We start from the raw sequence: 24862 nt of genomic DNA, 5'->3' as shown, positions 1-24862 counted from the left end.
GAAAATGAGGCATTCACAAAACAGAGCTATCTATTTTGTAAAAGCCTCATTGGTAAAACTATATAATTTTTAATACTCTATATTGTAGGTTCAACACTATTCATGGACCAACCATCATTTCTTACGTCATGTATATCTATAAACTCATCCTTCTCTTCTATAGCCTTAAGCCTCTTTACTACTCCATAAGGCTCCTTTAAAGATAATTTATATCCTCTGCCTGATATTATCCATAAAGTTCTATAACCTTTTGGAGTAACCTTTAAGTTATCTTCACCTTTACCATCAGTAAAGTATATAAGTAAGTTAGTGTCAGTGTTATTTATATATTCAAATACAGGAGTAAACTGTGTTCCTCCCCCTTTAGTAACCCTTTCTCTTATATCCTTTACAGACTTAACCCTATATGTTCTTCTAATATTGCTATCACACTCTATTATAGTAACTTCACTATTATAATTTTTTACTATTGAAAGTACTTCTTTCATAGCTTGCATAAACTCAGCATCACTTATACTTCCACTTATATCTATAGCTACAGCAATTTTAGCCCTATGACCTCTTAACTCCCCTTTTAAATCTAATCTATTAGGTTGTCTTCGACTTCTTCTTGTTACAGTTTTCTTCTTACTACTCTCTAAGGTTCCCATTATTTTTTTTAAATAAATATTCCATGGGATTTCATTTTCACTTCCCTTTAAAGTGTTTAGCATAGCTTCTATCTCTATTGGAAGCTTTCCTTTACTAGAAAGCTCTGCAAATTTCTCCGTAAAAGACTTCAGAGTTTTATCATCTATATCATCAGATTCATCCCAGGTATCATGAGTCTTTTTAGGATCATATTCATCCTTAGTATCACCTTTAGAATCATCCTCTTCTCCTTCTTTGTCCTCTTCTAACAAATCCAATTCTCCTTGAATTTCTCTCACATAGTACTCCATAGAATTATATGGTTCTAACTTCAAATTATATTTTGTATTTACCCACTCTAAGGTAGTTGCATAGGCAGGTAAGAAATTAACATATTGATTTGCAACTATGTCCATAGCCATATTAACAGCTAAGGTACTGTATTTTTTTCTTAATTCCTTTGCCCTTACTAAATGTAATGCTAAAATATGATGTATTTCATGTTTTATAGTCCCTTGCATCTGACTCAAATTAAGTTGTAAAAATATAAAAGGATTAAAATAAACAATATATTTAGCTCCCTTAAAACTTATGGCTGTAGGTGTAGCTATATCATATCTTATTTCTCTTTTTACCTGAAATAAAAAGTATCCATAGAAATTTTCCTTCTCTTCCATCATGGCTAGATTTACTCTATCTACTAGTCTATAAAACTCCAACTTTAAGTCTTCTGGCATATCTACTACAAATTTTTCGCCATCTCTTCTGGCTTTAAACATCTCTCCACCATTAACTATATTAGTTACCCTATTATAAAGCTCAACCCTTAATTCTTCAAAATTCTTACTCATGCCTATCTACCCTTTTATCTCAGTATAAGTTGCAAAGTAATTCTCTACAAAGTCTTCATTTTCTAATATGAAATTATATATTTTTTTTTGACTTTCTCTCATATCCTGCATAATTCCAATCATCAAATCTACTGGATAAAAGCTAAGAAACTCTACAAATCTATCTATAACTCTCTTTATAGCTGCTACTTCTAGCTCTTCAACTTTGCTGCTAATATAATTTATCATATTACTTCCTGTTAAATATAATCTAGTGTGGCTCTCATTGGATATCCTAATTTTAACCTGCTCTGATAAAACTTCTTCTTCAAATACTTCTTCTGGAGAAATTAAAGCAGTATTATCCGACTCCATAAAATCCATAAGTTGCTCTGCAATAATTCTTCCAAGATTCCCCCTTAAAACATTTAAAAATACTCTTCTTGGTATACTATCTTTATTTTCTTTATATAACTTATAACTTTTAGACACTCTTTCAAAGCTTCGTGGGGTAGCCCTTATATCATCTTCGTTAATACTGTGTAGATGCTCTGGAAAAGTAGATATGAATTCTATTACTTTTCTATCAACTTTATTTTCCGAAGCCCATTTAATCCAACCCTTTGCATCACTTTCCATGTTAAGCCAAACAAATCGATTTTCTTGGGCAGCATCCATATCTACTACTTGATAATCAAAGTCTGAGCCGTATTTACTGGATGGATTCATTGCAGCTAATATCTTTACTTTATAATGAAGCTTATATCCATTTATCTCTCTATTTAATATCAAATTCATAAGCTCTTGTTGTACACTATGCTCACACCTATTTATTTCATCTATAAATAAAAGTACATCTTTACCTTCTAAAATAAGATTATCTATTTCTCTAAGCTTTGTATGAATAGCATAGATAGTTGTCTTTTTACTTACTACTCTTCCATGTTCATCTTTAATAGTATATTCTTCCACTGTAGGGAGTCCACCTATTTCACCCTCCTTTAAAAGGTTTCCATCTATAACAACTAAACTCCATTCTCTTTGTCTCGCCAAAGTCTTTGCAAGAGCAGTCTTGCCTATTCCACTCTCTCCTACAATAAGAGGTACTTCATTAGTTTCTATTACAAGCTCTACACTTTTTAATGTATCATTAAAGTTCATTTGCATTATCCTCCTACATAATCTTTAGCTTTTCATCTATAGCAACTCTTTTTGCTCTACTACTTCCATACTTATGAATAAATATAATCTTATCCATAGAAATATTATTATACTTTTTATTTATACTTTCACAATTGATAAAATTTCTTACATATCTCTCTTCTATATCTTCACTAGATAATCTTTCTTTTAATACTCCTTCGAGCTCTTCTATAGAAATATCTTTTATAAGATACTTAATTACTAGTATATTTTCTTTTAAAAATTTTATCATCTTTTCTTTATCTAGATTATGAACAAACTTAATAGCAGCTTCATTATTTCTAATGGCAGATATCTCAGCTTTTTCACTAGGATTGTTAATATACCTTAGGGCATCATAGCTAATATTTACAGCCACTAGCTGCACCTCTTCACAAGGATTTTCTATATACTTAATGGAATCATAATTTTTCTCAATAGCCAACCTCTGAAGATAACAGCTAGGATTCTTTATATACTGAATAGCCCATCCCTTTTGTTCAATCCCTAGATTTACTAGTTCTTCACTAGGAGCATCTATATATTTTAAAGTATTCCAGCTTTCCTTTACTGCATACTCTTTCATTTCTAAGGTAGGCTCATCTATAAATTCAATAGCATTTATATTACTCTTCAATGCTTTTATATTCATTTCCTCTGTTGGATTTTTTATGTACTGTAGAGACATTCCATCCTTCTCTACGGCCAAAAGCTTCATTTCTTCTGTTGGGTTCTTTATAGTTTTTATAATAATTGGATTCCTCTTTACCATTTCTATAGCTCTATTATAATCCATAACCATATTCCTCCTAGGTTCATAGCACACATAAGACTTATAAAATCTTATAACTGCATAACCTTCACTAAACAATGACTTTATTAAGTAATAATAATTCTCCATTTAATTATATCATTTTATAGTATATTTAAAAGCGCTTTTTTCAATAACTTTATTATAATTTCTTCAAGGTATATATGATTATTATCAAAAAATGAATATCAAAATTAATTGATATCCATTTTCTATGTTTTTAAATATGTATTTCAACAGAAAGCATATCGTCGTCTGTTTCTATTAAAATATTGCCTTTATTACCACTCACTATTTTTTGAACATTATGTAGTCCATAGCCCCTACTAGAACCCTTAGTTGAATATCCTTCTTTAAACATTGAGGATATATTTATTTTATTCATATCTTTTACAGTGTTTTTTATAGTGATAACATATCTACCGTTGGTAGAATAATCTTCATCTATATATATCTCAACTAATTTATTTGGACTCTCCTTAGCTGCTTCTATAGCGTTATTTAGTAAATTAGTTAATATAATTACCATATCTGATTGACTAATCTTTATATTATTCAAGCTATTTTTAATGTTACACTTTATGCTTACATCGGCTTTTTCTGCTTCACAAATTTTACTATAAATAAGAGCTCTTAAAATTATATTATCTATTGCCATTAGCTTTGTTAAAGTATCTTTATAAGTTATATCTTCTATATACTTCTTTATTACTTTATTAACTTCATCATAATTTCCCACCTGAAGAGTTGAGTATATCACATTTAAATGATTTTTATATTCATGTTCACTAGCCCTTAACTTCTCAATATACTCATTTAAAATCAAATTATATTTATTTTGAATTTCTAATATTTCATTTTCCTTCATAATTTTATATATATCCCTACACAAAATCATGGTTATTACAATGAATACTAACAATGCTGAAAATAATCCAATTCTTAATCCACTGCCTATAAAATGACTATCATTTATAAATATTAATATAGTTAATATTAGAAATAAATTAACTATTCCTGTTATGATAATTTTAGTACTTATCTTAGGTATAGTTGAAATATTCACCTTAATATATTTAGTAAAGTAATATATAGTACCTAAGGTAATTGTAAATACACCCACTAATGTTAAGGTTAAATTTATACTCTCTGTATTAATATCTAATATACCTACTATAATTCCAACAATACTTTCTGCTATCATTAAAACTAATAACGATATAGTTATCTTTATTAGTGATTTATAAAAAGTGTCATTATGTAAAAATTTATTTATGAATGCATATATTATAGTTAAAGCTCCTATAGTAACTACTGGTATTTTTATAACAATACCAAAAACATATGCTAATATAATAGAAATTAAAACATTTTTAATATTAATTTTATCAAATAAAATATTGCAAATCATACCTAATGTAAACAACTCTAAAAAATTATTTATACTCATTTTCATACCCTAAAATTTCAAATACTTTTTCACAGTAACTTATAGATAAGTCAATAATGTCGCTGATGTTAACAAAATGTACTTTCCATAACTTAGTATACATCTTGTCTATTCTTTTTATATATTTAGTGTTTACAATAAAGGATTTATGACATTGTACTATACTATTTGATTCAATCATACTTAAAAGCTTCCCTAGAGATAATTTTGCATAAATTACTCCATTCTTAACTGTTACAATTTTGCACTTCCTTGGTATATACTCAGCAAAAACTATATCATCATGATAGAGTTTATAGGTTATTTTATTTTCTATAGTTATCATACTATACTTTCGATTGTCATTTTTTTTAACATTTTCTTTCATAAACACATCTATGATTCTTTTAATATCTTTTTTACTATAAGGCTTTATTAAGAAATCATAGCAGTGTATATTTTTAAATGCATCTACCATCTGATAACCTTGACTTGTTATAAATACTATTCCTTTTAATTCATAGCCTTCCATAGCTCTAATTTTTTTAGCTATATCTATCCCAGATCCATCTGGTAAGTTAATGTCAATAAAGAATAAGTCAACATTTTTTTCACTAATGACTTTTAATGACTCTTTAAATGAATGTGCCGTTAGGAGCTCCACATTATTATAGCTTTCTTTAATTAGGTTAGACAAATTATCACTTTGAATAATATCATCTTCTATTAACAATAATTGCATCTTCATCACCCCTAACAATTATAGCACATTTTAGATAATTATTACTTTCTTTTTTCTCTTAATTCTAATGGTAATTCAACTTCTCCCCAAAAGAATATAGAAGAAGATTTCAGTGCTGCTTCTCCTACTCCTATACTAGCATTAGTTAATACACCACTCATAAGTTTTCTTAAGTCGAATTTTTTCATTAAATTTTTCATTACAGATTTCCCCCTGTTATTCATATAATATTCATAAATCATATATGTTCCAAATAATAATACAAGATTTATGTACACAGAATCATTTACTACTCTTACTAAAGTATATGTAAATAAATATATGAAGCTTGTCTTTAATTTTAATTTTAAAATTACCTTAGGATCTTCTATTGCTTTAATCTTAGTTCTATATTTAGCAGTAAAAATTGTAGCTATAACAGATACTAATATTAAAACTCTTATGAATCTTGGTATTATTATTATAGAAGATAAAAAATACATACTTAAATATATTCCTGTAGTCTTTATAAAGCATCTTGCAAAGCTTTTACAATGCCCACCTCCAAGTTTAGTTCTAACCCCTAAAATTAATACTGTAATTATGAAAAATTCAGGTAATCTTTTAAGCATAATAGATATTAAAAGTATTATAAAGAATTTGATCCCTTCACTTATAAAAATCTCTACCCCATATCTAATTCTATCAAGATAATATATATCTTCTATATTAGATTCTGTAGCAATAAAATTCACAATTTTTTTTACTAAAATACTAATCATAAAATCCCTTCTTAATTTCAAGTTTTAACAAAATTATACACCATTGCTATATGTTTTATTTTGAATTTTCATGAAATTACTTATTTCATACCTAAAATTCCTTATTTTTCACACTTAAACTTTATTTTACATTAATTCTTAACTTACATGTTCGATATTTAACCTTTCGTTCCAAAAACCACACTACAAGATTATTTTAAGCTATAATCATACATGAATAACACACTTATATAGAGGTGGTTTAATTACAACACCAGTAAAATATTAATAGAAATAATAATCTCAAATTCCTTTCATTAATATATATAAAGCACCTCTATATTCATTTTATACTAAACTTATATTTATATTTATATTTAGAATCTTTTATTGTGAGGTGCTTCTGATGAAATCTATCAGAAAAGATTTAAAATTAGATTTGATAGCTTCTATTATAGCTATATTGATTTTCTTATTTTCAGTACCTAGATTAATAAAGACATCTGACCCTACTACCATTGCATTTTTAGGTATTTGTGTATTACTACTCCTTATATGTAACTTGCGTAAAATTCATAGTAATAATTAGGTTATTATTATAATAGATTATATTCAATAGTTTAACTTAATATATGTAATTAACCAATTTAATTGTAATTGTGACTATAAAGTGTAAAGTCAATGTCCCCTATATAAAAAAGAAAACACAGTAAAGTTTCTAATCTTTTAGCACTTTACCGTGTTTTCCTTTTGTTGATAAATAAAAATAATGAAGCTTTAAATTTAATATATTAGTTTAATAATTAATTACTTTTGAATAAAATATTTTTTTAATAGTCTTTACTACAGAATCACTTTCATTATCTCCTATGATTTGTGAATTATTTTCTTTAACTGTAATAGATGCATTTTCTACTACATATCCTTCATCTGCTACTTCAAGCATAGAACTATCCTGTTCTACACCAGCAAATACAACTACTTTCTCACTTTTAATCATCTCTCTTAACTTTATCAAAGCGCTTCCTCTAGATGTTTTACCACTATACACTTTTAAAATATAGTAATCTTCGTTATATCTTTCATATATAACCTTGATGTTTTTATAATCCCTACATCCTTTAAGCCTATTATGTAGTATTTCTATTTTATCTATCTTGTTAATAACCATGATGCAAATTACGTCTAGCCCTTGTGGTAGTTTACTATATATATAATTTTTCAATGGAAGTACTTTCTCTAAATTATAAAATCTCTTTTCTTCTTCATTAGTAAAATTACCATAATAAATGTGCATCACATTATTAATTATAGTATGAGTAAAGGTATTTATAGATAACTCATCACATATATTTAAGATTCGTTCAGCTATTTCATTATTTATTCCTTCATGGTAAACATAGCTTTTCTTATTAAAATCATATATTGCTGCTCCATTCATTGTAATTACTGGTAACTTAATATCCATACTACTAACTATAGGTGCTACAGTTTCTGGAGTTTTATCTATTACTAATGTCACTAGTGCTCCTTCTTCTATCATTTCCTTTAGTTTTACCTTAGTATAAGCACTAACTTGATTTTTAGAATCCATTAAAGTATTCGTTAGTGTACTTACAAACAAAATTTTGGTATTTCTCTTCTTAGGTAACCTCATAGCATTGACCCCTAACGCTACAAAAATCCCAATTAAAGTGTCTATAATCCTATTAATAGTAAATGCATAAGGAACTACATCATCTCCATGATTTATAGCCACACTTAAAAATACTACACAACTAATATAGGATGCTGTTTGTCTTTCAAGTAATATAGTAGTATATATTAAAGGTATGATAGCTACAGATGTTAATAGATATCTTAGTTGTGGCATAGATTCAGGTATAAATCTTCTTTCTAATAATAACACTATCACTCCAAAGGCACCTCCAATTAAAGTCCCAATGGTACGATTTAAACCAACCTGCTTAGTACTCTCCACACCTTGTTGCATGCATAAAATTGCCGCTATTGCTGAATAGAATGGCATTCCTGTGCCTCTTACTAAATATATTAAAAAACATATAAAGACTGCCACTGCTGATTTTATAATCCTCATTCCTATCCTTGGCATTAAAATCCCCTTCTTTAACTAATAATTTATAATACATTATATCATGAGTATTTATAACTTTTTATATTTAAACGTATTCTAATTTTACATATAAATATTCAAATATTCTTTAAAATCTAATGAATTTTAGTTATTCTGAAGTTTACATACATAATTAATATTGACATTCATCATGTTTTCCATATATAATTATTCCAATTATATGGAATTTGTTGTCATTACCTTTATAAAATAAGTATAAATATAGGATTTTAAGGGGGAGAAACTCATGCTTGAATTTTTTAAACTCATACCTATAATTATTATGATTATATTTCTTTGTCTGGGAATTGGTGTCTTTCTACTTATTAATAAGATATTTAAATGACGTATTTATCTAAGTTTTGATTTGACTTTTATAATGAATAAAGTTATATCTTATAAGATAATATAAATATATAAACTTAATAGGAGGTTCATAAATGAATAGCTTAAATTCTAAAGAAGACCTTTTAAAACTAATTGATACTACGGATTTACTTTTATGCTTCTTTACTGGAAAATGTTTTTGAGGAAATGATGACCTGCTTTGTAAAGTAGATGACTTGCTTACTAATTATCCTAAGGTTAAATCTATAAAAATTAGTATTGATGAATTTCCTTCCTTGTGTGCAGAATTTTCAGTTTTTACAGCACCTACAATTTTACTTTTTACTCAAGGAAAAGAAACCCTAAGAGAATCTAGATTCATTGTCATGAATGAGTTAGATAAAAATATAAATAGATATTATAGTTTAATATTTTAATAATATCCTTTTCAACCTTTTAGTAATTTATATAATAACTAAAAGGTATTTTTTATATCTTCACTTAAAATAATTATTAAAATTATTTTATATTTGTATAAACTTCCTTGACTCTATAGTCCCTATAGGGTTTAACCTTTGAAATATAAAATATTGAATTTAGGAGATGATTTTATGAATAAAGAATATTTAAATGATACTATCAAATTATTATGTGAACGTGCAAGTTGCCGAAGCTTTCTAGACAAGAAAATTCCTGATGAACTATTGAATGAGATTATATCTTGCGGCTTACATGCTGCTACTGGAGGAAATCTTCAACCTTACTCTATAATAAAGATAACTGATGATAATACTAAGGAACGTTTAGTTAATGAATGCGATATGCAATCACTAGTTAAAAATGCACCTGTTAATCTTCTATTCTGTATTGACTGGAGAAGAATTCAACGTTGGTGTGAAGCCTCTGATGCTCCTTTTGTAGCTACCAAGAGTTATAGACATTTTTGGATTGCTCTTCAAGATACAATAATATGTGCTCAAAATATTTGTACTGCTGCTGATTCTATAGGTTTAGGCTCTGTATATATAGGCACAGTAGAAAGTTGTTTTATGGAATTAAAATCTATATTTAATATTCCAGAAGGCGTATTCCCTGTAGTTCTTTTAAGTATTGGATATCCAAATCAACCTTTAATTCCTGCTCCAAAGTTAGGCATAGAAGCCATAGTTCATGAGGAAAGCTATAAAGACTTAACTATAGACACTTTAGTAAAACTACAAAATGAAAAATACAATTCTAAAAAATTTCCCCTTAGTCCAACTAATATGGCATCAATGAAAGAAGTGACTTTAGATATAGGTGGCGAAGATTACAGTAATAAGATTATTACATCTATAGAACAGCAAGGTTATATTAATATGGCCCAAAGATACTTTGGTCTTCACTATAAAGCAAATTGGTCTTGTATAGGAAATAAGAATTTTATAGAAGCTCTTAAGGCATATGGATTTACATGGATTATGGGAGAGGACTTTCCTACTGGTGACAAATAAATTTTAAAATTAAAGGATATAATTAGTCAATAAACTACCAATTATATCCTTTAAATATTTCACGATAATTACTATTTCAATAATAGCTGAATCTGTCTCACCCATTCTTCATTATTATCAGATATGTTTGGCCCTATAATTAATTCTTCTATACCGATTCCTTGTAATTCCATTTTAGAAGATTTTATATATTTTAATAAGCTATCATAACTTTCTTTTAAACTGTCCCGACTACCTATATGGTCAATGACTCCATAAACCCCTTCTTTTAATGTGTATTTATTCTTAGAATCATTTAGCTTTTCTTCTTTGCTAAGAGCCAGATAACTTTTAAGATGAGTTTCTCCTTTATCATTAATATTTATTAACCTTGACGGCTTAAACATAACTTCTACACTAATACTACAATTTCTATCAAAACTTACCAAAGACCTTATTACATTATCTATAGTGCTATTTTCATTTACGTCTATTAAATATCCTTCCCTTCTTTCTAATACCATAATTCTCGGCTCTGTAGAATAATTTCCTTCCCTTAAATCATTTATATTTTTTAATTGCTCTTCTACATAACAAGAAACTTTTTTTAAGTTCTCTATGTTTTCATCAATTACATTTTTCAAATTATTAAACAATTTTTCTGTTTCACATATATCTCCACTTAAAACCTTCATAATTTCACTAAGAGATAATCCCGTAGACTGTAATGCTTTTATTTTCCACAATCTCTGACTAGAAGTACTATCATAATATCGATAACCTGACTTAGAATCTACTTCTACAGGAACTAATAATCCAATATTATGGTAGTATCTTAAAGTTTGTATGTTTATATTATGTAGTTTAGCCATTTCACCTATACTAAATTTCACTTCGTTTTCACCTCATATATTAAATAAAATTAAATTATAACCTTATAAGAAAATAGGAGACATATTACTGCCTCCCATTGTTAACACTGCTCTAAAATAATAGTTCTACTCCGGAATCCAAGCCTCTCATAAAACTTAAGTACATCCTCATTTCCTACAGCTACTCCAATTATTTTTTTATTAACCTTGTTATCATCTAGCCATTTAATGGCTCTTTTAATAAGTTCATCACCAATCCCATACGTCCTATATTCAGGCTCTATATATAAAGAACTAACTTCTCCTACAAGACCACTATTTATTGTAGAAATACAATATCCCACATATATTTTTTTATCTTTGTCCCTAACTAGATTAATATTTATATTGTCCTTCTTGTAAATAAGGAATCCATTACTTCTTTCCTTAAATGAGAGCTTCTCATATTTTTCTTTAAAATTTATAGATTTATTTTTATGATGATTATTAAGCTTATCCCACAGTGGACTTACATATTCTAATAGTTCCTTTGAGCCTGAAATAATTTCAATATTTAGCATTTTAGACACCCTCTTTAACTATAATAAATATCTATTTTTTCAAATAAAACTCCATAACATTTTTAACCATAGCTGTTGGTATTCCACTACCGCCTCTACCCTTTACATCTTCTATTATCATAGATATGGCAATTTTAGAATCATCTGTGTTTACAGCTACAAACCATCCATTTTCTTTACCCGATTCATCTTTTTGATCTTTCTTTATCTCTGAAGTTCCAGTTTTACCAGCTATATTAAATCCATTTACTTTTGCAGTGGTAGCTGTTCCATCTGCATCATTTATTACAGCTGAGAAAGCATCTACTAAAGCTGGTACTTTTTCTGCCTTTATAGCATTTTTCAATACTTTTGCTTCTGGATTTTTTCCAATGTTAAGTCTTGGCTGCATTATATCTCCATTGTTTCCTAATGCACTATATGATAATGCAATATCTAATGGTGACATAAGCACCTCACCTTGACCATATCCTGTGTCAGCAAGAAGTATTTCTTCACTTAAAGTATTATCATTACTAATTTGAGAAGTTTCCATTGGGAAATCAAAAGTTATCTCTTCTCCAATACCAAAGTTTTTAGCTCCACTTATAAAGGCATCTGCTCCTATATTCAATGCTACTCTTGCAAAATAAATATTATCCGAGTATTTTGTAGCTTCTTTTAAGTTTATAGCCTTACCAGGATCTTTTACTCTCGTAACCTTATATCCACCCCATGATGAATTATTTTGCCAATCTAATCCCTTAATATCCATAGTTTCTCCTGGATTAAGTGCGCCTGCATCCAATCCTATAGCCGCTGTAACTAGCTTCATTGTAGAGCCTGGTGCGTATACATTATTAAACCTATTGTCAAACTGCTGGCCATCAAGCTTTTTCCACTGCTCACTTAAGGATTTTGTTTTATATGTTACAAATATATTTGGATCATAGGAAGGTGAACTTACCATAGCTAAAACTTCTCCAGTTTTAGGGTCTACTGCAGTAGATGCTCCCTTCTCACCTTTCATTTCACTATATATCTTACTTTGAAGCTCTGGGTCTATTGATAGTTTTATATCCTGACCATTCTTTGCTTCTGTTTTAGCTAAAGTTATTTTTTCTTCTCCCTTTTCAATGTATATTTCTCCACCATCTTGGCCCCTTAATATATCTTCATAAACCTTCTCAAGACCAGCTTTTCCAAGGAGACTTATTTGTGAATAACCCTTATCTTTATTATTTTCTATTTCTTCTGCTGTAATGGCTCCCACATATCCTATTAGATTTCCAAAAGCTTCTCCTCCGGTGTAAACTCTGGAGTTTTTATTGTTTATTTGAACTCCTTCAATAGTGGAAAGCTTATTTAACTTTTCAGAATCAGATTGAAGTACAGATACTATTGGTACAAAATAATCTGGGTTAGTATTAGCTGCTAGCTGTTCTTCTATATATGACTCACTTATGTCTAATATAGTTGCCATAGCTGTTATTTTTTCTGACTTTTTATTTTCAAATTTACTTGGATGAATTCCTACAGACTTTACTATATCATCTTGTGCTAAAAAGTTCCCATTTCTATCTAATATACTTCCACGTTTAGAGTAATAATCTTCTACCCTCACTTTATCATCTGGTTTTTCCATTTGAGGAAATATTAAACTCTCATTCCACTTTACTTTATACCCATCCTCTTCTTTAACTAAAGTTGCTTTATAATCTTTGATATCTACCTTTCCTGCCACTGTATCCATAGTCATAGTAAATGGTATTTCTAATGACTTTTTATCTCTTTCCTTTTCTCCTACTATTTGAATATCCATATTACTAGCTACAATAGCACTATATATATTAGTGTATCTTTCTAAAAATTCTTCCTCGTTTATATATGCTTTTGATTCCACTGAAAGCATATTATACATACTTTTAAAATCTTGCTTAATCCAAGCATTTTTATAAATGTTAAAGGCATCCTTTATTTCATCTTTCTTAGAGCAACCTGTAAATAAAGATATACCTATAATTATAGTTCCAATAATTAAGCTTAGTTTCTTTAAATTATTTTTCATTACTATCCTCCTTATAAAATGTATTTTCTTACTGGGTACTTCACAGTTTAAATACAAGCTTATCTATTCTACTCAATAAATAAACTACTACATCTATTGTAAGTTTATATATACTTTTATTCAATGAATTTTCTTAAAAATAAAAGTGAATCTTTTACAAATTTTTTAAAATATTAATGTATAATTAAAATAGAAAGGATTGGTGAAATCATGATAGATATTGAAAATGAAAGCAAAATTTATCTTCAACGTGAAGAAAGAACTAAATGGTTCCAAGAAGCTAGATTTGGAATGTTTATACACTGGGGATTATATAGTATACCTGCTGCAGGTGAATGGATTATGACTAACCGACAGATGACTGTTGAAGAATATAAACCATACTTTGCTGAATTTAATCCAACCAAATATAACCCTAGACAATGGGCCAAACTTGCAAAGAAAGCCGGCATGAAGTATGCAGTTATGACTGCTAAACATCACGATGGTTTTTGCTTATTTGATAGTTCTTATACTGACTATAAATCTACTAATACAAAAGCTGGAAGAGATTTAATTAAAGAATACATAGATGCTTTCAGAACAGAAGATATTAAAATTGGTCTTTATTACTCACTTCTTGATTGGCATCATGAAGACTATCCAGCCTATGGTGATAGGCACCATCCAATGAGAAATAACAAAGCCTTTAAAAATAAAATTCATAACTTCGATAATTATGTTAAGTATTTTCATAATCAAGTTAAGGAATTAGTTACTGGCTACGGTAAAATTGATATAATGTGGTTTGACTTTTCTTATGATAATATGACCGGTGAAAAATGGAAAGCTACTGAACTAGTAGATATGATAAGGAAATATCAACCTGATATAATTATTGATAACAGATTAGATGATAAAAAAAGTATTAAAAAAGCTAACCTTTCTACTTATACCGGTGACTTTGACTCACCAGAACAAATTATTCCTCCAAGGGGCGTACTTAATGAAAATAGAAATCCTGTACCTTGGGAAGCTTGTATTACGCTCAATAATAATTGGGGCTATGCTTCTATGGACAAAGATTATAAATCTTCAAAACAAATAATTAGGAGCTTAGTTGAATGTGTTAGCAAAAATGGTAATATGATTTTAAATGTAGGACCTAATGCAAAGGGTGAAATTCCCAAAGAATCTGCAGTGATTCTAGGAGAAATAGGAGAATGGCTTGCAGATAATGGAGATAGTATCTATGGTTGTAAAGGTAGCTACCTACCAAAACCAGAATGGGGAAGATATACCCAAAAGGGGAATTTACTTTATGCTCATATTTATGATAGAGGAATCGGTCACACTAATCTGAACAATCTAATGGGCAAAATAAAAAAAGCTAGATTGCTTAAAGACTGTTCTGAAATTAAAGTAGAGTTTCCATGGATGGCAGAAGAATTTGAAGCTGATGCCTTTATACACTTGCCTAGTGCAATTCTTCCTGATGAAAAAGATACAGTAGTAGAGTTAGAACTACTATAAGCTCTATTAAAGTTCAAGCTTAACTCATGAAAAAACCCCTTTAGTTAAAATCTAAAGAGGTTTTTATCCATAATTTTTCCTATAACTAACTTTGTATGAATATTTACTATAGTTATTAAACTTTTGCTGCACTATTCTAAACTTTGTAATAAATTATCTAAATTACGTTTAAGCTCCTTTGCTTCATCATTAGATATATTCAATTTGCAAAATACTTCTCCTGGCACATCTAAAATCTCACTTTTTAGCTTTAAGCCAGCTTCTGTTAACTCTATTATGACTACTCTATCATCATTTACGTCTCTATGTCTTGTAATTATCCCCATAGATTCTAATTTTTTTAATAATGGAGTTAAAGTACCTGAGTCTAAGTGTAGTCTTTTACCAATGTCCTTAACTGTCATCTTTTCTTCTTCCCATAACACTAACATAGCTAAGTATTGTGTATAAGTAAGATTATGCTTATCAAGAATGGATTTATACAACTTTATTACCTCTCTAGATGCTGCATATAGAGAAAAACATATTTGATTTTCTAGTTTAATACATTCACAATTCTTCATATAAATTCTCCATTTCACAGAATGACTTATTAAAATTAATTCTTAATAAACCACATTGTTTGAGATTATTTTACAATTTTAAAATTTATATGTCAATACAACAAATAATTTGAATAACATTATAAATAATTCATACAAATATCTCTTATTTTACTTTTCCTTTGAATCTACATAGGAAACTGCTGATAATGCAGCCACATTTCCTTCCCCTGCAGACTTTATATATTGATAAGGTCTTCCTACTATATCTCCTGCTGCGAAACAACCTTTTAAGTTCGTTTGCATTAGCCTATCAACCTCTACATGATTGTCTACGATTTTTAATCCCGGAACTAATTGACCTGGAGATATGCTATCTCTTAGTATAAATAAACCATCAGTATTAATTTCTTTATTCTTTAAAACTAGCTTTTCCACTTTACCTTCACCAATTATTTCTACTGGTATATCATTTACTACTTCTATAGATGAATGAACATTTACAAACTCTTTATACATAGGAATATAATATACCTTTGATGCTAAAGTAGCAATAAAGTTTGCCTCTTCCTCTTCTTTTTTACTATAGGCTATTATTGTAACTACTTTATTTCTATAAAGTGGTGCATCACAGGTAGCGCAATATCCAACACCCTTACCTAGAAGTTTTTCTTCACCATGGAATAGTTTACCATATTGAATTCCTGTAGCTAATATTACTGATGTTGCTTCATAGGTTTTATCATTTACCATTAAAGCAAAGTAATCTCCCATAGCATATATATTATTTATTTTTTCTTCTGTTATTTTTATATCCATAGCTCTTAAGTGATTGATAAAGGCTTGTTGTATCTCTTTACCACTTTTACCATGGAAACCTAAATAATTATTAATTTCATTAGCTTTTACTAATTTATTTGAAAGTTCATCATTACCAAATATGATAAAACTCTTATTTCTTATTTTTGCATTTAAAGCGGCTGATATTCCTGCTGGTCCACTACCAACTATTGCAATATCATATCTTTCACTCATAGCTTTATCCTCCAAATTTACAGATTAAAAATATAGGAGTAACCTCCTATATTTTTATTATATATAAGCTTCTACAATTTCTTTTATTCTCTCTTTTGGTACAAACCCTACTGTAGTATTTACATTTTTTCCATCTTTAAATACTATTATTGTAGGAATGGATGCTACACTATATTGCATTGATATGTCTGGGCATTGATCCACATCAACTTTTATAAATTTAACCTTGCCTTCCATTTCAGTTGATAATTCTTCAAATATTGGAGCTAACATTTTACAAGGTCCACACCATGTTGCGAAAAAGTCTACTACTACAACACCATCTTTTATTTCATTATTAAATTCAGCTGAATTAACTATCTTTGCCATCTTTTATTCCTCCTAAAATCAATTTACCAAAATATTATTTATCTAAATTAAATTTTGTTCAATTTAATTTGTTAATACTAATTTACATGTTTATATATTAAATGTCAAGTCATTTTAAAAATATTTTTATATAATTACATAATGAAATCTTATGTTTTAAAATTTAATAATAGTAAACCCTCTAATTATATTATTTCATACTTAAATAGGTTTTATTTATTATAATAATATTTTTATTATGAAGTTTTTAACATCTATTTTAATATCTAATAAAAATATATCTCATTTCAAGAAAATATAATTATCTTAAAATGAGATAAAAATATCAACTTTTCTGTGATATTTACAACATGACTAATAATCTTATAATCCTATTAAAAGTCCTGCAATAGTTGCACTTAAAAGGTTCGCTAAAGTGCCTGCAACCACAGCTTTTAATCCTAATTTTGCAACTTCATGCTTTCTCTTTGGTGCCATTCCTCCAATTCCACCGATTAAAATAGCAATGGAAGATATGTTTGCAAAACCACATAGTGAAAAAGTCATTATAGCTGCAGTTTTTTGCGAAAGGTCACCTATTATAGGTCCTAGTTTACTAAAGGCAACAAATTCATTTAAAATTATCTTTTGTCCTAGAAGAGCTCCAGCCGTTAAAGCCTCATTCCAAGGAACTCCTATAATTGCAACCACTGGTGAGAATATGTATCCAAATATCATTTCTAATCTTAATCCATCTATTCCAATAAGTCCACCAATAAATCCTATTATTCCATTTACTAAAGCTATAAGAGAAATAAATGCAAGTAACATGGCACCTATGTTTAGCGCTAAACCTAACCCTTCTGATGCTCCCTTCGATGCTGCATCTACCACGTTAACTGAACCATCTTTTCCTAATTCAATTTTATCTTCTAAGGCTTTTGCATCACTTTCTGGAAATATCATTTTAGCCATTATCAGTCCTGCTGGAGCAGCCATAAAGCTTGCTGAGATAAGATATTCTAGTGGAATCCCCATAAGTGAATACCCAACTAAAACAGAACCTGAAACTGAAGCTACACCTCCAACCATTACAGTAAATAATTCTGATGTAGACAGTTTATTGATATATGGTTTTATTAAAAGAGGTGACTCTGTTTGCGATAAAAATATATTTGCAGCTGCTGATAAAGTTTCAAGTTTAGACGTTCCTAGGAGTCTTGCTAAAGCCCCACCTATTATCTTTACAATAAATTGCATTATCCCAAAGTAGTATAATACAGAAACTAAAGATGAAATAAATATAATAACAGTTAATACCTGAAAAGCAAAAACCATTCCTCCATTAGTAGGTATAGCTGCTCCAAACAAAAAATTTATTCCTTCATTTGCATACCCGATAATTGAAGTTGCCATTGTGGCTACCTTCTGTAAGGCTTTCTTCCCAACAGCTGACTTTAAAACTATAACTGCAAAACACAATTGAATTAAAAATCCTATAATAATAGTTCTCCAGTTTATTTTCTTTTTATTATTTGACAGTAAGAATGCTACTATAAAAATAAATATAATACCTATAATGCTATTTAATATGTCCATTGAATCACCTTTATCCTTTGTAATTTTTCTATTATATTGTTATCTTCAATATAATCTACTATTCATTTGTAAAAATATTTAATAATTAACCTCCTACAAAATAAATTAAAAAATAGTTCGCATTAGAACACTCCATTTCCTCCGCAAACTATTTTATGTTGAATCATTAAAGATGTCAATTTATCTTATGGGATAATTAATTTATTTAATAGGTAAGAATATTGAAAATACAGTTCCCTGTTTTTTTGATTTTACTTTAATATATCCACCTTGTTTTGAAATAATTTCCCTTGTTAAATAAAGTCCTATACCAATACCTTCAACATCGCCAACATTCTTTCCTCTATAAAACCTACTAAATATTTTAGGTAGTTCTTCTTCACTAATCCCTATACCATTATCCTCAATATCTATCCTTGCAAATATTTCATAACTTTGTATAGAAATATTAATTACTCCGTTTTCTTTTGTGTACTTTACTGCATTCTCTAGAATGTTAAATACACTCTCTATAGTCCAGTTTCTATCATGTAAAATTGTAACTTTTTCCTTTTCATTAAGCTCTAAAATTATATTTTTAAATTGTGCCTTTTTGCGTATTTGACCTATTGCTAATAATATAGTTTCATTTAAGCTTTCATAACATGGCTTTAACTGAATTACACCACTTTCTAACCTAGACATTTTAATCATACTTTCTACTAAAAAACTTAGCTCATTTAAAGAAACCATAATTGTTTCTTGAAAATCTCTTCTCTCTTCTTCTGTCAAATTATCATATTGAAGAAACTCACCATACATCTTTAAATTTGTTAATGGTGTTTTTAGTTGATGCGCTATATCAGAAATTAATGACTTTATTTCATTCTTATCATCTTCTATTTGCTTATTTTGAGCTTTCAAAATTCTAGTTAACTTAATAGTTTGAGATTGAAGCTTTGAGAAAATTGAATCTTCAACTATAGAAAACACTTCTTTTTCCTTCATATCAGTCATTATGGCTAACATATCCGAAAGTTTTATAATTATTTCTATCATATAACTTTTAAATAGTCCTTCATACATATAAAATCCTAAAATAATTATTATTGAAAAAATAGTTGAGATAATAGTTACGTTTAAATTTTTTACTGAAAAAGTTATAAATGCAGTAAATGCTGAACAAATTAATATAATTAATATTTGAATCATATTTTTCATCTTATAAAAATTACTTTTCATATGCTACTCTCCAAACATATAGCCAATACCAAAAACAGTAATAATATACCTAGGGTTTTTAGAATCTTTTTCTATTTTCTTGCGTATACGTCTTACATTTACACTTAAAGTATTTTCATCTACAAAATTACCATTAACATCCCAAAGCTTTTCTAGAAGCATTTCCTTAGTCATCACCTTACCTTTATTTCTAACAAGTAGTTCTAAAAGCTTATATTCAGTACTAGTTAAATTAATTTCATTTTTTCTTTCAAAAACAGATTTTCTATTAAAATCTACTTTTAAATCTTCATACTGAAAAGTATCTTTAGTTTCTGCTGACTGTCTTCTTAATATGGCATTAATTTTATGCTTTAATATTTCCAAGGAAAAGGGCTTTGTTAAATAATCATCACAACCACTTTCAAAACCTTTAACCATATCCTCCTCTGTATCATTGGCAGTTAAAAATACAATAGGAAAGTTGGCACTACCCCTAATATCATCACATAGCTTCAGTCCACTGCCATCAGACAAATTTATATCAAGCAATAAAAAGTCAATATCTTTATTTAAAATTAAATTCTTGCCTTCCTCTTTTGTATAAGCCGAGAGTATATTATATCCCTCTTTTCTTAATGCAAAGGTAACACCCCTATTAAGAATTTTATCATCTTCAATTATTAGAATTGTCCTCATCATACCACCTCTTTTTTCCATTATAACAAAAGTGGCAGATTGTATAAATCTGCCACCTAAAATTAATTTTCTGTTTCTCTTATACGTTCTATTACACTTTTCTTTGAAGATGTTTCAAATACAACGCCAGGTGTAATTAAGCATACTAAAAATATAAATACTACTAAAGTTAATAGTGGCACTGTAGGAAATACAAACTCTGCATAATCTGCAATTTTCTTTGTTAACTCTGCTATTCCGTATATAATTCCTATTCCCAAAGTGAAAATAAATAAAGTAGTTATACTTGCATAATATGCTCCTTCAAAAGTAAGCATCTTTTTAATTTGTTTCTTAGTCATACCCACGCTTTCCATCACCGCAAATTCCTTTAGTCTAACATTAACTCCTGTAATCATTACATTTATAAAGTTTAAAATTCCAATTAATATAAGAATACCAGAAATTCCTCCCCCAAGTATCTTCATTACCATTGATGTACTACTAAATTCTTCTCTAATATCACTTTTGGATTCTAACCATAAACCACGATTGTTAGTTAATGTCTTTAATTCTTGTTTAATTTCAGATTCATATGCATCCTCAACATTTATTTGTAATAAGTAATATACTGCATCTTTATCTAATTTCTCCATAGCTGAATTACTAATATAAATTGTTGGTGCACCCACTACTCCACCTAAGCCATAAGGTAAGTCTCCATTAGCATCACTGATAATTTGTGCTTTATATCTAGCAGTAACCCCTGTATCTTTATCTTTCAGATTGAAATTTTTACCTTTTAATTCAGTATAAAGTGACTTATCCTTTCCATCATAAAATCTTGGCTGAATTAAAGCCAAGCTCCCTTTTTTAAATTCTTCTATATCTATTTTATAATCAGCATATTCATTGTATCTCTCTATAATTTCATCATCTATTCCAAGAATCCAACTAGAATATACATTAGGTTCTTCTTTAATTTTATTTAAAAATGCGTTTAATTCTTCTTGAGATATTCCTCTTTTTATATGTTCTTCTTCAATTAAAGGTAAAAAGAAGTTATTAGTCATGTCTAACTCACCCATACTTACTTTTGTTATAGCTACATTTTTAATTCCTTGCAAACTTTTAATATTATCTACTAAATGTTTATCTAACTTCTCCTTATCAGTATTAATATTTTGAATTTCAAAATCATTTTTATTATACCTATTTATAAAATTATCTACCCCAAGGCTATCTAGAAATGTGTTGATACTGAGAAAAGTTATAATACCCATGAATAATGAAAGAAATACAACTATCGCACGTTTTTTATCACGGAAAACGTTATACCAAGCCATTTTATAAAGCTTTCCTCCATTAGTTGATTTTCTACTTTTCTTTTGTTTCTTTATCTTTGTTCCAGAATATCTTAAAGCTTCCGTTGGCGAAATACTACTAGCAACTTTAGCTGGCTTATTACAACTTAGTATTACTGTTAATAGTGCAAATAGTGCCGCTCCAACAAAAATTAGAGGATTAAAGGATATATTAGCTGGCATTGCGCTTTCATTGTATCTTCCATTCTTAAGAGCACCCATAGCTATTGGTACAATAAAAAAAGAAAATATAGCTCCTAGTATTAAGCCTACAGGAATACCCATTCTAGATAATCTTAAAATTTGCCCCTTAACGATTTTCTTTATTTGTCGTGGTGATGTTCCTATAGTTTTCATAAGTCCATAAAAATTAATATCCTTGATTACGGATATATACATAACATTGTAAATAAGTAAGTATCCACTTAGCACTATAAATAATGCTATTATTATTATTGTAATTACAGTTGCAATTGCAGCACTTGATGCTTCTTCACTTATATCATAGCTATATTGGAACTCTTGTCCTTGTTTACACTGAATTTTAGAACTTAAAATATCCGGTGCATTATCCTTTTCACTACTCTTTAAAGTCATAAGAGCAATTCCATCATTCTCCAAGGATAGATTGTTTTTGTTTATAAATTCTTCTGAAACCATTAAATATCCTGTATCTTGAACAATATCATAGTTAGTATAATACCCGCTTAACAAAAATTCCGACTCTTTTGCCCCACCCTTTGTTTCATAGGAAACCTTTATTTTGTCCCCTATTTTAGCATCTTTTAAATTCAAAAATTCTAATGCTTTTGTAGATGCCATGATCTGATTTTCTTCATTAGGATATTCTCCTTCAATATCGCTTATACAAGGAGTTATTTGGTTTTCCCAATCTACTTTATCATGATATTCCATATTTATTTTTGTTTTATTCTTCTCTAAAGAATCTGCCTTAACCCTACCTACATTAATTTCATATCCTAAACTTTTAAATATATCTAGTTTCTTTAATTTTTCATATTGGTCATTTGTTGCTCCTTTTAAAGTTGTAGTAGCCGTTGTACCTTGCATACGTAAATTTAGCACCCTATAGTTTTTAGCGAAACTAATGCCTATACTAAAAACTGTGGAAATCATAAAGGTAGTTAAAATTATAGCAGCAATTGCAAATATATTTCTTGTTTTATTAGTTTTAAGAGATCTCTTAGTTATTCTCTTAACTACTTCCTTATTGTTATTTTCAAACATCATTACTTATCACCTCTTACTACTTCCTTACCATCTTCTATTCTAATAATTCTGTCAGCAAGCTGTGCAATCTCTTCATTATGGGTAATCATAACCATGGTTTGATTAAACTTATTACTAGTCATCTTTAAAAGTCCAATAACATCCATACTTGTTTTACTATCAAGATTTCCTGTTGGTTCATCTGCTAATATTATTGCTGGCTTTGTTGCCAATGCCCTTGCAATTGCAACTCTCTGCTGCTGTCCTCCAGATAAGTTATTAGGCATATTAGTAAGTTTTTCTTTTAAACCCAACGTATCAATAATTGAGTCTACATATTCCTTATCAATCTTTACTCCATCTAACTCTATAGTGAGAACTATATTTTCATAAACATTTAAAATTGGAACTAGATTATAGTTTTGAAATATAAATCCTATATTTCTTCTCCTGAAAATTGTAAGTTCTTCATCCTTCATATCACTTAATTTCTTTTCTAATATATAAACATCACCACTAGTAGGTCTATCTAGTCCCCCTAGCATATTAAGCAACGTGGACTTACCACTGCCTGATGTGCCTATTATTGCTATGAATTCCCCTTCATTTATATCTATACTTACATCATCTAGTGCTTTAACTATATTGGGTTCCTCTCCATAAATTTTGATTAGTTTATCTGCTCTTAACATACTCATATTTAATCACTCCATAATAATTATTTCCTATATATTGTATATTAGCATTAACTTCTTACAACCTTCTTACAAAATAGTATTTTTTATCTATGTTTATTTTATATTTTTATGGAAAACATAGTATTATAATTTTAATTTTTACGGAGGTTAATTGAGATCATATGAGAATACCAAATCATATTGGAATAATTCCTGACGGCAACAGACGCTGGGCTTTACTTAATAATCTAACCAAAGATAAAGGATATGAACATGGCATAAATCCTGGTCTTGAAGTATTTAAACTTTGCCAAAAAGAAAATATAAAAGAGTTAACATTTTACGGTTTTACTATAGACAATACCAAACGTCCCTCTGAGCAAAAGCTTGCTTTTATACAAGCTTGTATTGATTCTGTCATGCTTTTAACAAAGGAGGATTGTGAAATCTTGGTTATTGGAAATACTGAATCAAGTGCTTTTCCTAAGGCTTTAATTCCCTTTACAACTAGAAAAAAATTTGGTAATGGTGGTATTAAGGTAAACTTTCTAATCCATTATGGATGGGAGTGGGACTTAAATCTATTAAAAGAATCCAAATCCTCTAATAAACATATTCTACCCTACATACATTCAGAGGATATTTCTAGAATTGATCTAATAATAAGATGGGGAGGTAGAAGAAGACTTAGTGGTTTCTTACCAATTCAGTCTGTTTATTCTGATTTTTACGTAATAGACACCTATTGGCCGGATTTTACTTCTACAGACTTCTACAATGCTTTAGACTGGTACAATGAACAAGATGTTACCCTTGGTGGTTAAAATGAGTTCAATAAAATCATAACTACTGATGGGTGGTATTCATTAAGTAAATCAAATAGATGAAAATATAGAAATAA

General features: G+C 28.6%; 23 protein-coding genes. 5 read left to right on the top strand and 18 right to left on the bottom strand.

Going from position 1 to position 24862, the window contains the following annotated elements:
- Positions 1-77: 77 nt before the first annotated feature.
- The 6 genes from B3B03_RS01450 to B3B03_RS01425 all read right to left on the bottom strand — a co-directional run bounded on the left by B3B03_RS01450 (position 78) and on the right by B3B03_RS01425 (position 6385).
- Entirely contained in the window at positions 78-1481 is a 1404-nt protein-coding gene (locus B3B03_RS01450) for a VWA-like domain-containing protein (protein ID WP_346876301.1), read from the bottom strand.
- A gap of 6 nt (positions 1482-1487) precedes the next feature.
- On the bottom strand, positions 1488-2621 hold the full coding sequence (locus B3B03_RS01445; protein WP_346876300.1) for an ATP-binding protein: 1134 nt from the start codon (positions 2619-2621) through the stop codon (positions 1488-1490).
- Between the two features lie 13 nt (positions 2622-2634).
- Positions 2635-3438, bottom strand: a complete 804-nt coding sequence (locus B3B03_RS01440; RefSeq protein WP_346848739.1) for a hypothetical protein — start codon at positions 3436-3438, stop codon at positions 2635-2637.
- Positions 3439-3673: 235 nt separating this feature from the next.
- A complete protein-coding gene (locus tag B3B03_RS01435) occupies positions 3674-4903 on the bottom strand; it encodes a sensor histidine kinase (RefSeq protein ID WP_346876299.1) in 1230 nt (409 codons plus the stop codon).
- A complete protein-coding gene (locus tag B3B03_RS01430) occupies positions 4890-5624 on the bottom strand; it encodes a LytTR family DNA-binding domain-containing protein (RefSeq protein WP_346848737.1) in 735 nt (244 codons plus the stop codon). Before B3B03_RS01430 ends, B3B03_RS01435 begins: the two co-directional genes overlap by 14 nt.
- Before the next feature lie 41 nt (positions 5625-5665).
- Positions 5666-6385: an accessory gene regulator B family protein gene (locus B3B03_RS01425; RefSeq protein ID WP_346876298.1), complete on the bottom strand. Its 720-nt coding sequence runs from the start codon at positions 6383-6385 to the stop codon at positions 5666-5668.
- Positions 6386-6770: 385 nt separating this feature from the next.
- On the opposite strand from B3B03_RS01425, the gene B3B03_RS01420 reads away from it, so the two are divergent.
- The gene (locus B3B03_RS01420) at positions 6771-6953 is read left to right on the top strand and encodes a hypothetical protein (RefSeq protein WP_150845295.1); all 183 of its coding nucleotides are present in this window, start codon (positions 6771-6773) and stop codon (positions 6951-6953) included.
- Between the two features lie 207 nt (positions 6954-7160).
- On the opposite strand, the gene B3B03_RS01415 is transcribed toward B3B03_RS01420, so the two are convergent.
- Positions 7161-8477: an HAD hydrolase family protein gene (locus B3B03_RS01415; RefSeq protein WP_346876297.1), complete on the bottom strand. Its 1317-nt coding sequence runs from the start codon at positions 8475-8477 to the stop codon at positions 7161-7163.
- Between the two features lie 584 nt (positions 8478-9061).
- Here B3B03_RS01415 and B3B03_RS01410 point away from each other — a divergent pair.
- A complete protein-coding gene (locus B3B03_RS01410) occupies positions 9062-9262 on the top strand; it encodes a thioredoxin family protein (protein WP_346876296.1) in 201 nt (66 codons plus the stop codon).
- A gap of 174 nt (positions 9263-9436) precedes the next feature.
- A complete protein-coding gene (locus B3B03_RS01405; protein ID WP_346848733.1) occupies positions 9437-10318 on the top strand; it encodes a nitroreductase family protein in 882 nt (293 codons plus the stop codon).
- Between the two features lie 71 nt (positions 10319-10389).
- Here the strand turns inward: B3B03_RS01405 and B3B03_RS01400 are convergent, their stop codons facing one another.
- The 3 genes from B3B03_RS01400 to B3B03_RS01390 all read right to left on the bottom strand — a co-directional run bounded on the left by B3B03_RS01400 (position 10390) and on the right by B3B03_RS01390 (position 13776).
- Positions 10390-11190 carry a MerR family transcriptional regulator gene (locus tag B3B03_RS01400; RefSeq protein WP_346876295.1) on the bottom strand — a complete coding sequence of 267 codons (801 nt, stop codon included), beginning with the start codon at positions 11188-11190 and terminating at the stop codon, positions 10390-10392.
- 80 nt (positions 11191-11270) lie between these two features.
- Positions 11271-11729 (bottom strand): GNAT family N-acetyltransferase, encoded by a 459-nt coding sequence (locus tag B3B03_RS01395; protein ID WP_346876294.1) that lies wholly within the window; start codon positions 11727-11729, stop codon positions 11271-11273.
- A gap of 31 nt (positions 11730-11760) precedes the next feature.
- On the bottom strand, positions 11761-13776 hold the full coding sequence (locus tag B3B03_RS01390; protein ID WP_346876293.1) for a penicillin-binding transpeptidase domain-containing protein: 2016 nt from the start codon (positions 13774-13776) through the stop codon (positions 11761-11763).
- 210 nt (positions 13777-13986) lie between these two features.
- Between B3B03_RS01390 and B3B03_RS01385 the strand changes: the two genes are divergently transcribed.
- Positions 13987-15288, top strand: coding sequence for an alpha-L-fucosidase (locus B3B03_RS01385; protein WP_346876292.1), 1302 nt, complete (start codon positions 13987-13989; stop codon positions 15286-15288).
- A 131-nt stretch (positions 15289-15419) separates the two neighbouring features.
- Here B3B03_RS01385 and B3B03_RS01380 read toward each other — a convergent pair whose 3' ends face one another.
- The 8 genes from B3B03_RS01380 to B3B03_RS01345 all read right to left on the bottom strand — a co-directional run bounded on the left by B3B03_RS01380 (position 15420) and on the right by B3B03_RS01345 (position 23982).
- Positions 15420-15851 (bottom strand): MarR family transcriptional regulator, encoded by a 432-nt coding sequence (locus tag B3B03_RS01380; protein ID WP_346848728.1) that lies wholly within the window; start codon positions 15849-15851, stop codon positions 15420-15422.
- A 150-nt stretch (positions 15852-16001) separates the two neighbouring features.
- On the bottom strand, positions 16002-16865 hold the full coding sequence (locus B3B03_RS01375) for an NAD(P)/FAD-dependent oxidoreductase (RefSeq protein WP_346848727.1): 864 nt from the start codon (positions 16863-16865) through the stop codon (positions 16002-16004).
- Between the two features lie 57 nt (positions 16866-16922).
- The gene (gene trxA, locus B3B03_RS01370; RefSeq protein WP_035134706.1) at positions 16923-17234 is read right to left on the bottom strand and encodes a thioredoxin; all 312 of its coding nucleotides are present in this window, start codon (positions 17232-17234) and stop codon (positions 16923-16925) included.
- A gap of 363 nt (positions 17235-17597) precedes the next feature.
- Positions 17598-18812: a NupC/NupG family nucleoside CNT transporter gene (locus B3B03_RS01365; RefSeq protein WP_346848725.1), complete on the bottom strand. Its 1215-nt coding sequence runs from the start codon at positions 18810-18812 to the stop codon at positions 17598-17600.
- Positions 18813-19013: 201 nt separating this feature from the next.
- Positions 19014-20033, bottom strand: coding sequence for a HAMP domain-containing sensor histidine kinase (locus tag B3B03_RS01360; protein ID WP_346876291.1), 1020 nt, complete (start codon positions 20031-20033; stop codon positions 19014-19016).
- 3 nt (positions 20034-20036) lie between these two features.
- A complete protein-coding gene (locus B3B03_RS01355) occupies positions 20037-20732 on the bottom strand; it encodes a response regulator transcription factor (protein ID WP_346848723.1) in 696 nt (231 codons plus the stop codon).
- A gap of 41 nt (positions 20733-20773) precedes the next feature.
- Positions 20774-23305, bottom strand: a complete 2532-nt coding sequence (locus B3B03_RS01350; protein WP_346876290.1) for an ABC transporter permease — start codon at positions 23303-23305, stop codon at positions 20774-20776.
- Positions 23305-23982 carry an ABC transporter ATP-binding protein gene (locus tag B3B03_RS01345; RefSeq protein WP_346848721.1) on the bottom strand — a complete coding sequence of 226 codons (678 nt, stop codon included), beginning with the start codon at positions 23980-23982 and terminating at the stop codon, positions 23305-23307. Before B3B03_RS01345 ends, B3B03_RS01350 begins: the two co-directional genes overlap by 1 nt.
- Positions 23983-24143: 161 nt before the next feature.
- Between B3B03_RS01345 and B3B03_RS01340 the strand changes: the two genes are divergently transcribed.
- The gene (locus B3B03_RS01340) at positions 24144-24785 is read left to right on the top strand and encodes an undecaprenyl diphosphate synthase family protein (protein ID WP_035134702.1); all 642 of its coding nucleotides are present in this window, start codon (positions 24144-24146) and stop codon (positions 24783-24785) included.
- The last annotated feature ends 77 nt before the right edge of the window (positions 24786-24862 follow it).

Source organism: Clostridium sp. UBA5712 (assembly GCF_002419845.1).
In the GTDB taxonomy this organism is placed as follows: domain Bacteria; phylum Bacillota; class Clostridia; order Clostridiales; family Clostridiaceae; genus Clostridium_J; species Clostridium_J sulfidigenes.
This window is presented reverse-complemented; position numbering and strand designations above follow the sequence as displayed.

What these genes read in the sequence shown, in the direction of transcription:
- B3B03_RS01450 (WP_346876301.1), bottom strand. Translation starts at nt 1,481, where the DNA reads ATGAGTAAGAATTTTGAAGAATTAAGGGTTGAGCTTTATAATAGGGTA.
- B3B03_RS01445 (WP_346876300.1), bottom strand. Translation starts at nt 2,621, where the DNA reads ATGAACTTTAATGATACATTAAAAAGTGTAGAGCTTGTAATAGAAACT.
- B3B03_RS01440 (WP_346848739.1), bottom strand. Translation starts at nt 3,438, where the DNA reads ATGGATTATAATAGAGCTATAGAAATGGTAAAGAGGAATCCAATTATT.
- B3B03_RS01435 (WP_346876299.1), bottom strand. Translation starts at nt 4,903, where the DNA reads ATGAGTATAAATAATTTTTTAGAGTTGTTTACATTAGGTATGATTTGC.
- B3B03_RS01430 (WP_346848737.1), bottom strand. Translation starts at nt 5,624, where the DNA reads ATGCAATTATTGTTAATAGAAGATGATATTATTCAAAGTGATAATTTG.
- B3B03_RS01425 (WP_346876298.1), bottom strand. Translation starts at nt 6,385, where the DNA reads ATGATTAGTATTTTAGTAAAAAAAATTGTGAATTTTATTGCTACAGAA.
- B3B03_RS01420 (WP_150845295.1), top strand. Translation starts at nt 6,771, where the DNA reads ATGAAATCTATCAGAAAAGATTTAAAATTAGATTTGATAGCTTCTATT.
- B3B03_RS01415 (WP_346876297.1), bottom strand. Translation starts at nt 8,477, where the DNA reads ATGCCAAGGATAGGAATGAGGATTATAAAATCAGCAGTGGCAGTCTTT.
- B3B03_RS01405 (WP_346848733.1), top strand. Translation starts at nt 9,437, where the DNA reads ATGAATAAAGAATATTTAAATGATACTATCAAATTATTATGTGAACGT.
- B3B03_RS01395 (WP_346876294.1), bottom strand. Translation starts at nt 11,729, where the DNA reads ATGCTAAATATTGAAATTATTTCAGGCTCAAAGGAACTATTAGAATAT.
- B3B03_RS01390 (WP_346876293.1), bottom strand. Translation starts at nt 13,776, where the DNA reads ATGAAAAATAATTTAAAGAAACTAAGCTTAATTATTGGAACTATAATT.
- B3B03_RS01385 (WP_346876292.1), top strand. Translation starts at nt 13,987, where the DNA reads ATGATAGATATTGAAAATGAAAGCAAAATTTATCTTCAACGTGAAGAA.
- B3B03_RS01380 (WP_346848728.1), bottom strand. Translation starts at nt 15,851, where the DNA reads ATGAAGAATTGTGAATGTATTAAACTAGAAAATCAAATATGTTTTTCT.
- B3B03_RS01375 (WP_346848727.1), bottom strand. Translation starts at nt 16,865, where the DNA reads ATGAGTGAAAGATATGATATTGCAATAGTTGGTAGTGGACCAGCAGGA.
- trxA (WP_035134706.1), bottom strand. Translation starts at nt 17,234, where the DNA reads ATGGCAAAGATAGTTAATTCAGCTGAATTTAATAATGAAATAAAAGAT.
- B3B03_RS01365 (WP_346848725.1), bottom strand. Translation starts at nt 18,812, where the DNA reads ATGGACATATTAAATAGCATTATAGGTATTATATTTATTTTTATAGTA.
- B3B03_RS01360 (WP_346876291.1), bottom strand. Translation starts at nt 20,033, where the DNA reads ATGAAAAGTAATTTTTATAAGATGAAAAATATGATTCAAATATTAATT.
- B3B03_RS01355 (WP_346848723.1), bottom strand. Translation starts at nt 20,732, where the DNA reads ATGGAAAAAAGAGGTGGTATGATGAGGACAATTCTAATAATTGAAGAT.
- B3B03_RS01350 (WP_346876290.1), bottom strand. Translation starts at nt 23,305, where the DNA reads ATGATGTTTGAAAATAACAATAAGGAAGTAGTTAAGAGAATAACTAAG.
- B3B03_RS01345 (WP_346848721.1), bottom strand. Translation starts at nt 23,982, where the DNA reads ATGAGTATGTTAAGAGCAGATAAACTAATCAAAATTTATGGAGAGGAA.
- B3B03_RS01340 (WP_035134702.1), top strand. Translation starts at nt 24,144, where the DNA reads ATGAGAATACCAAATCATATTGGAATAATTCCTGACGGCAACAGACGC.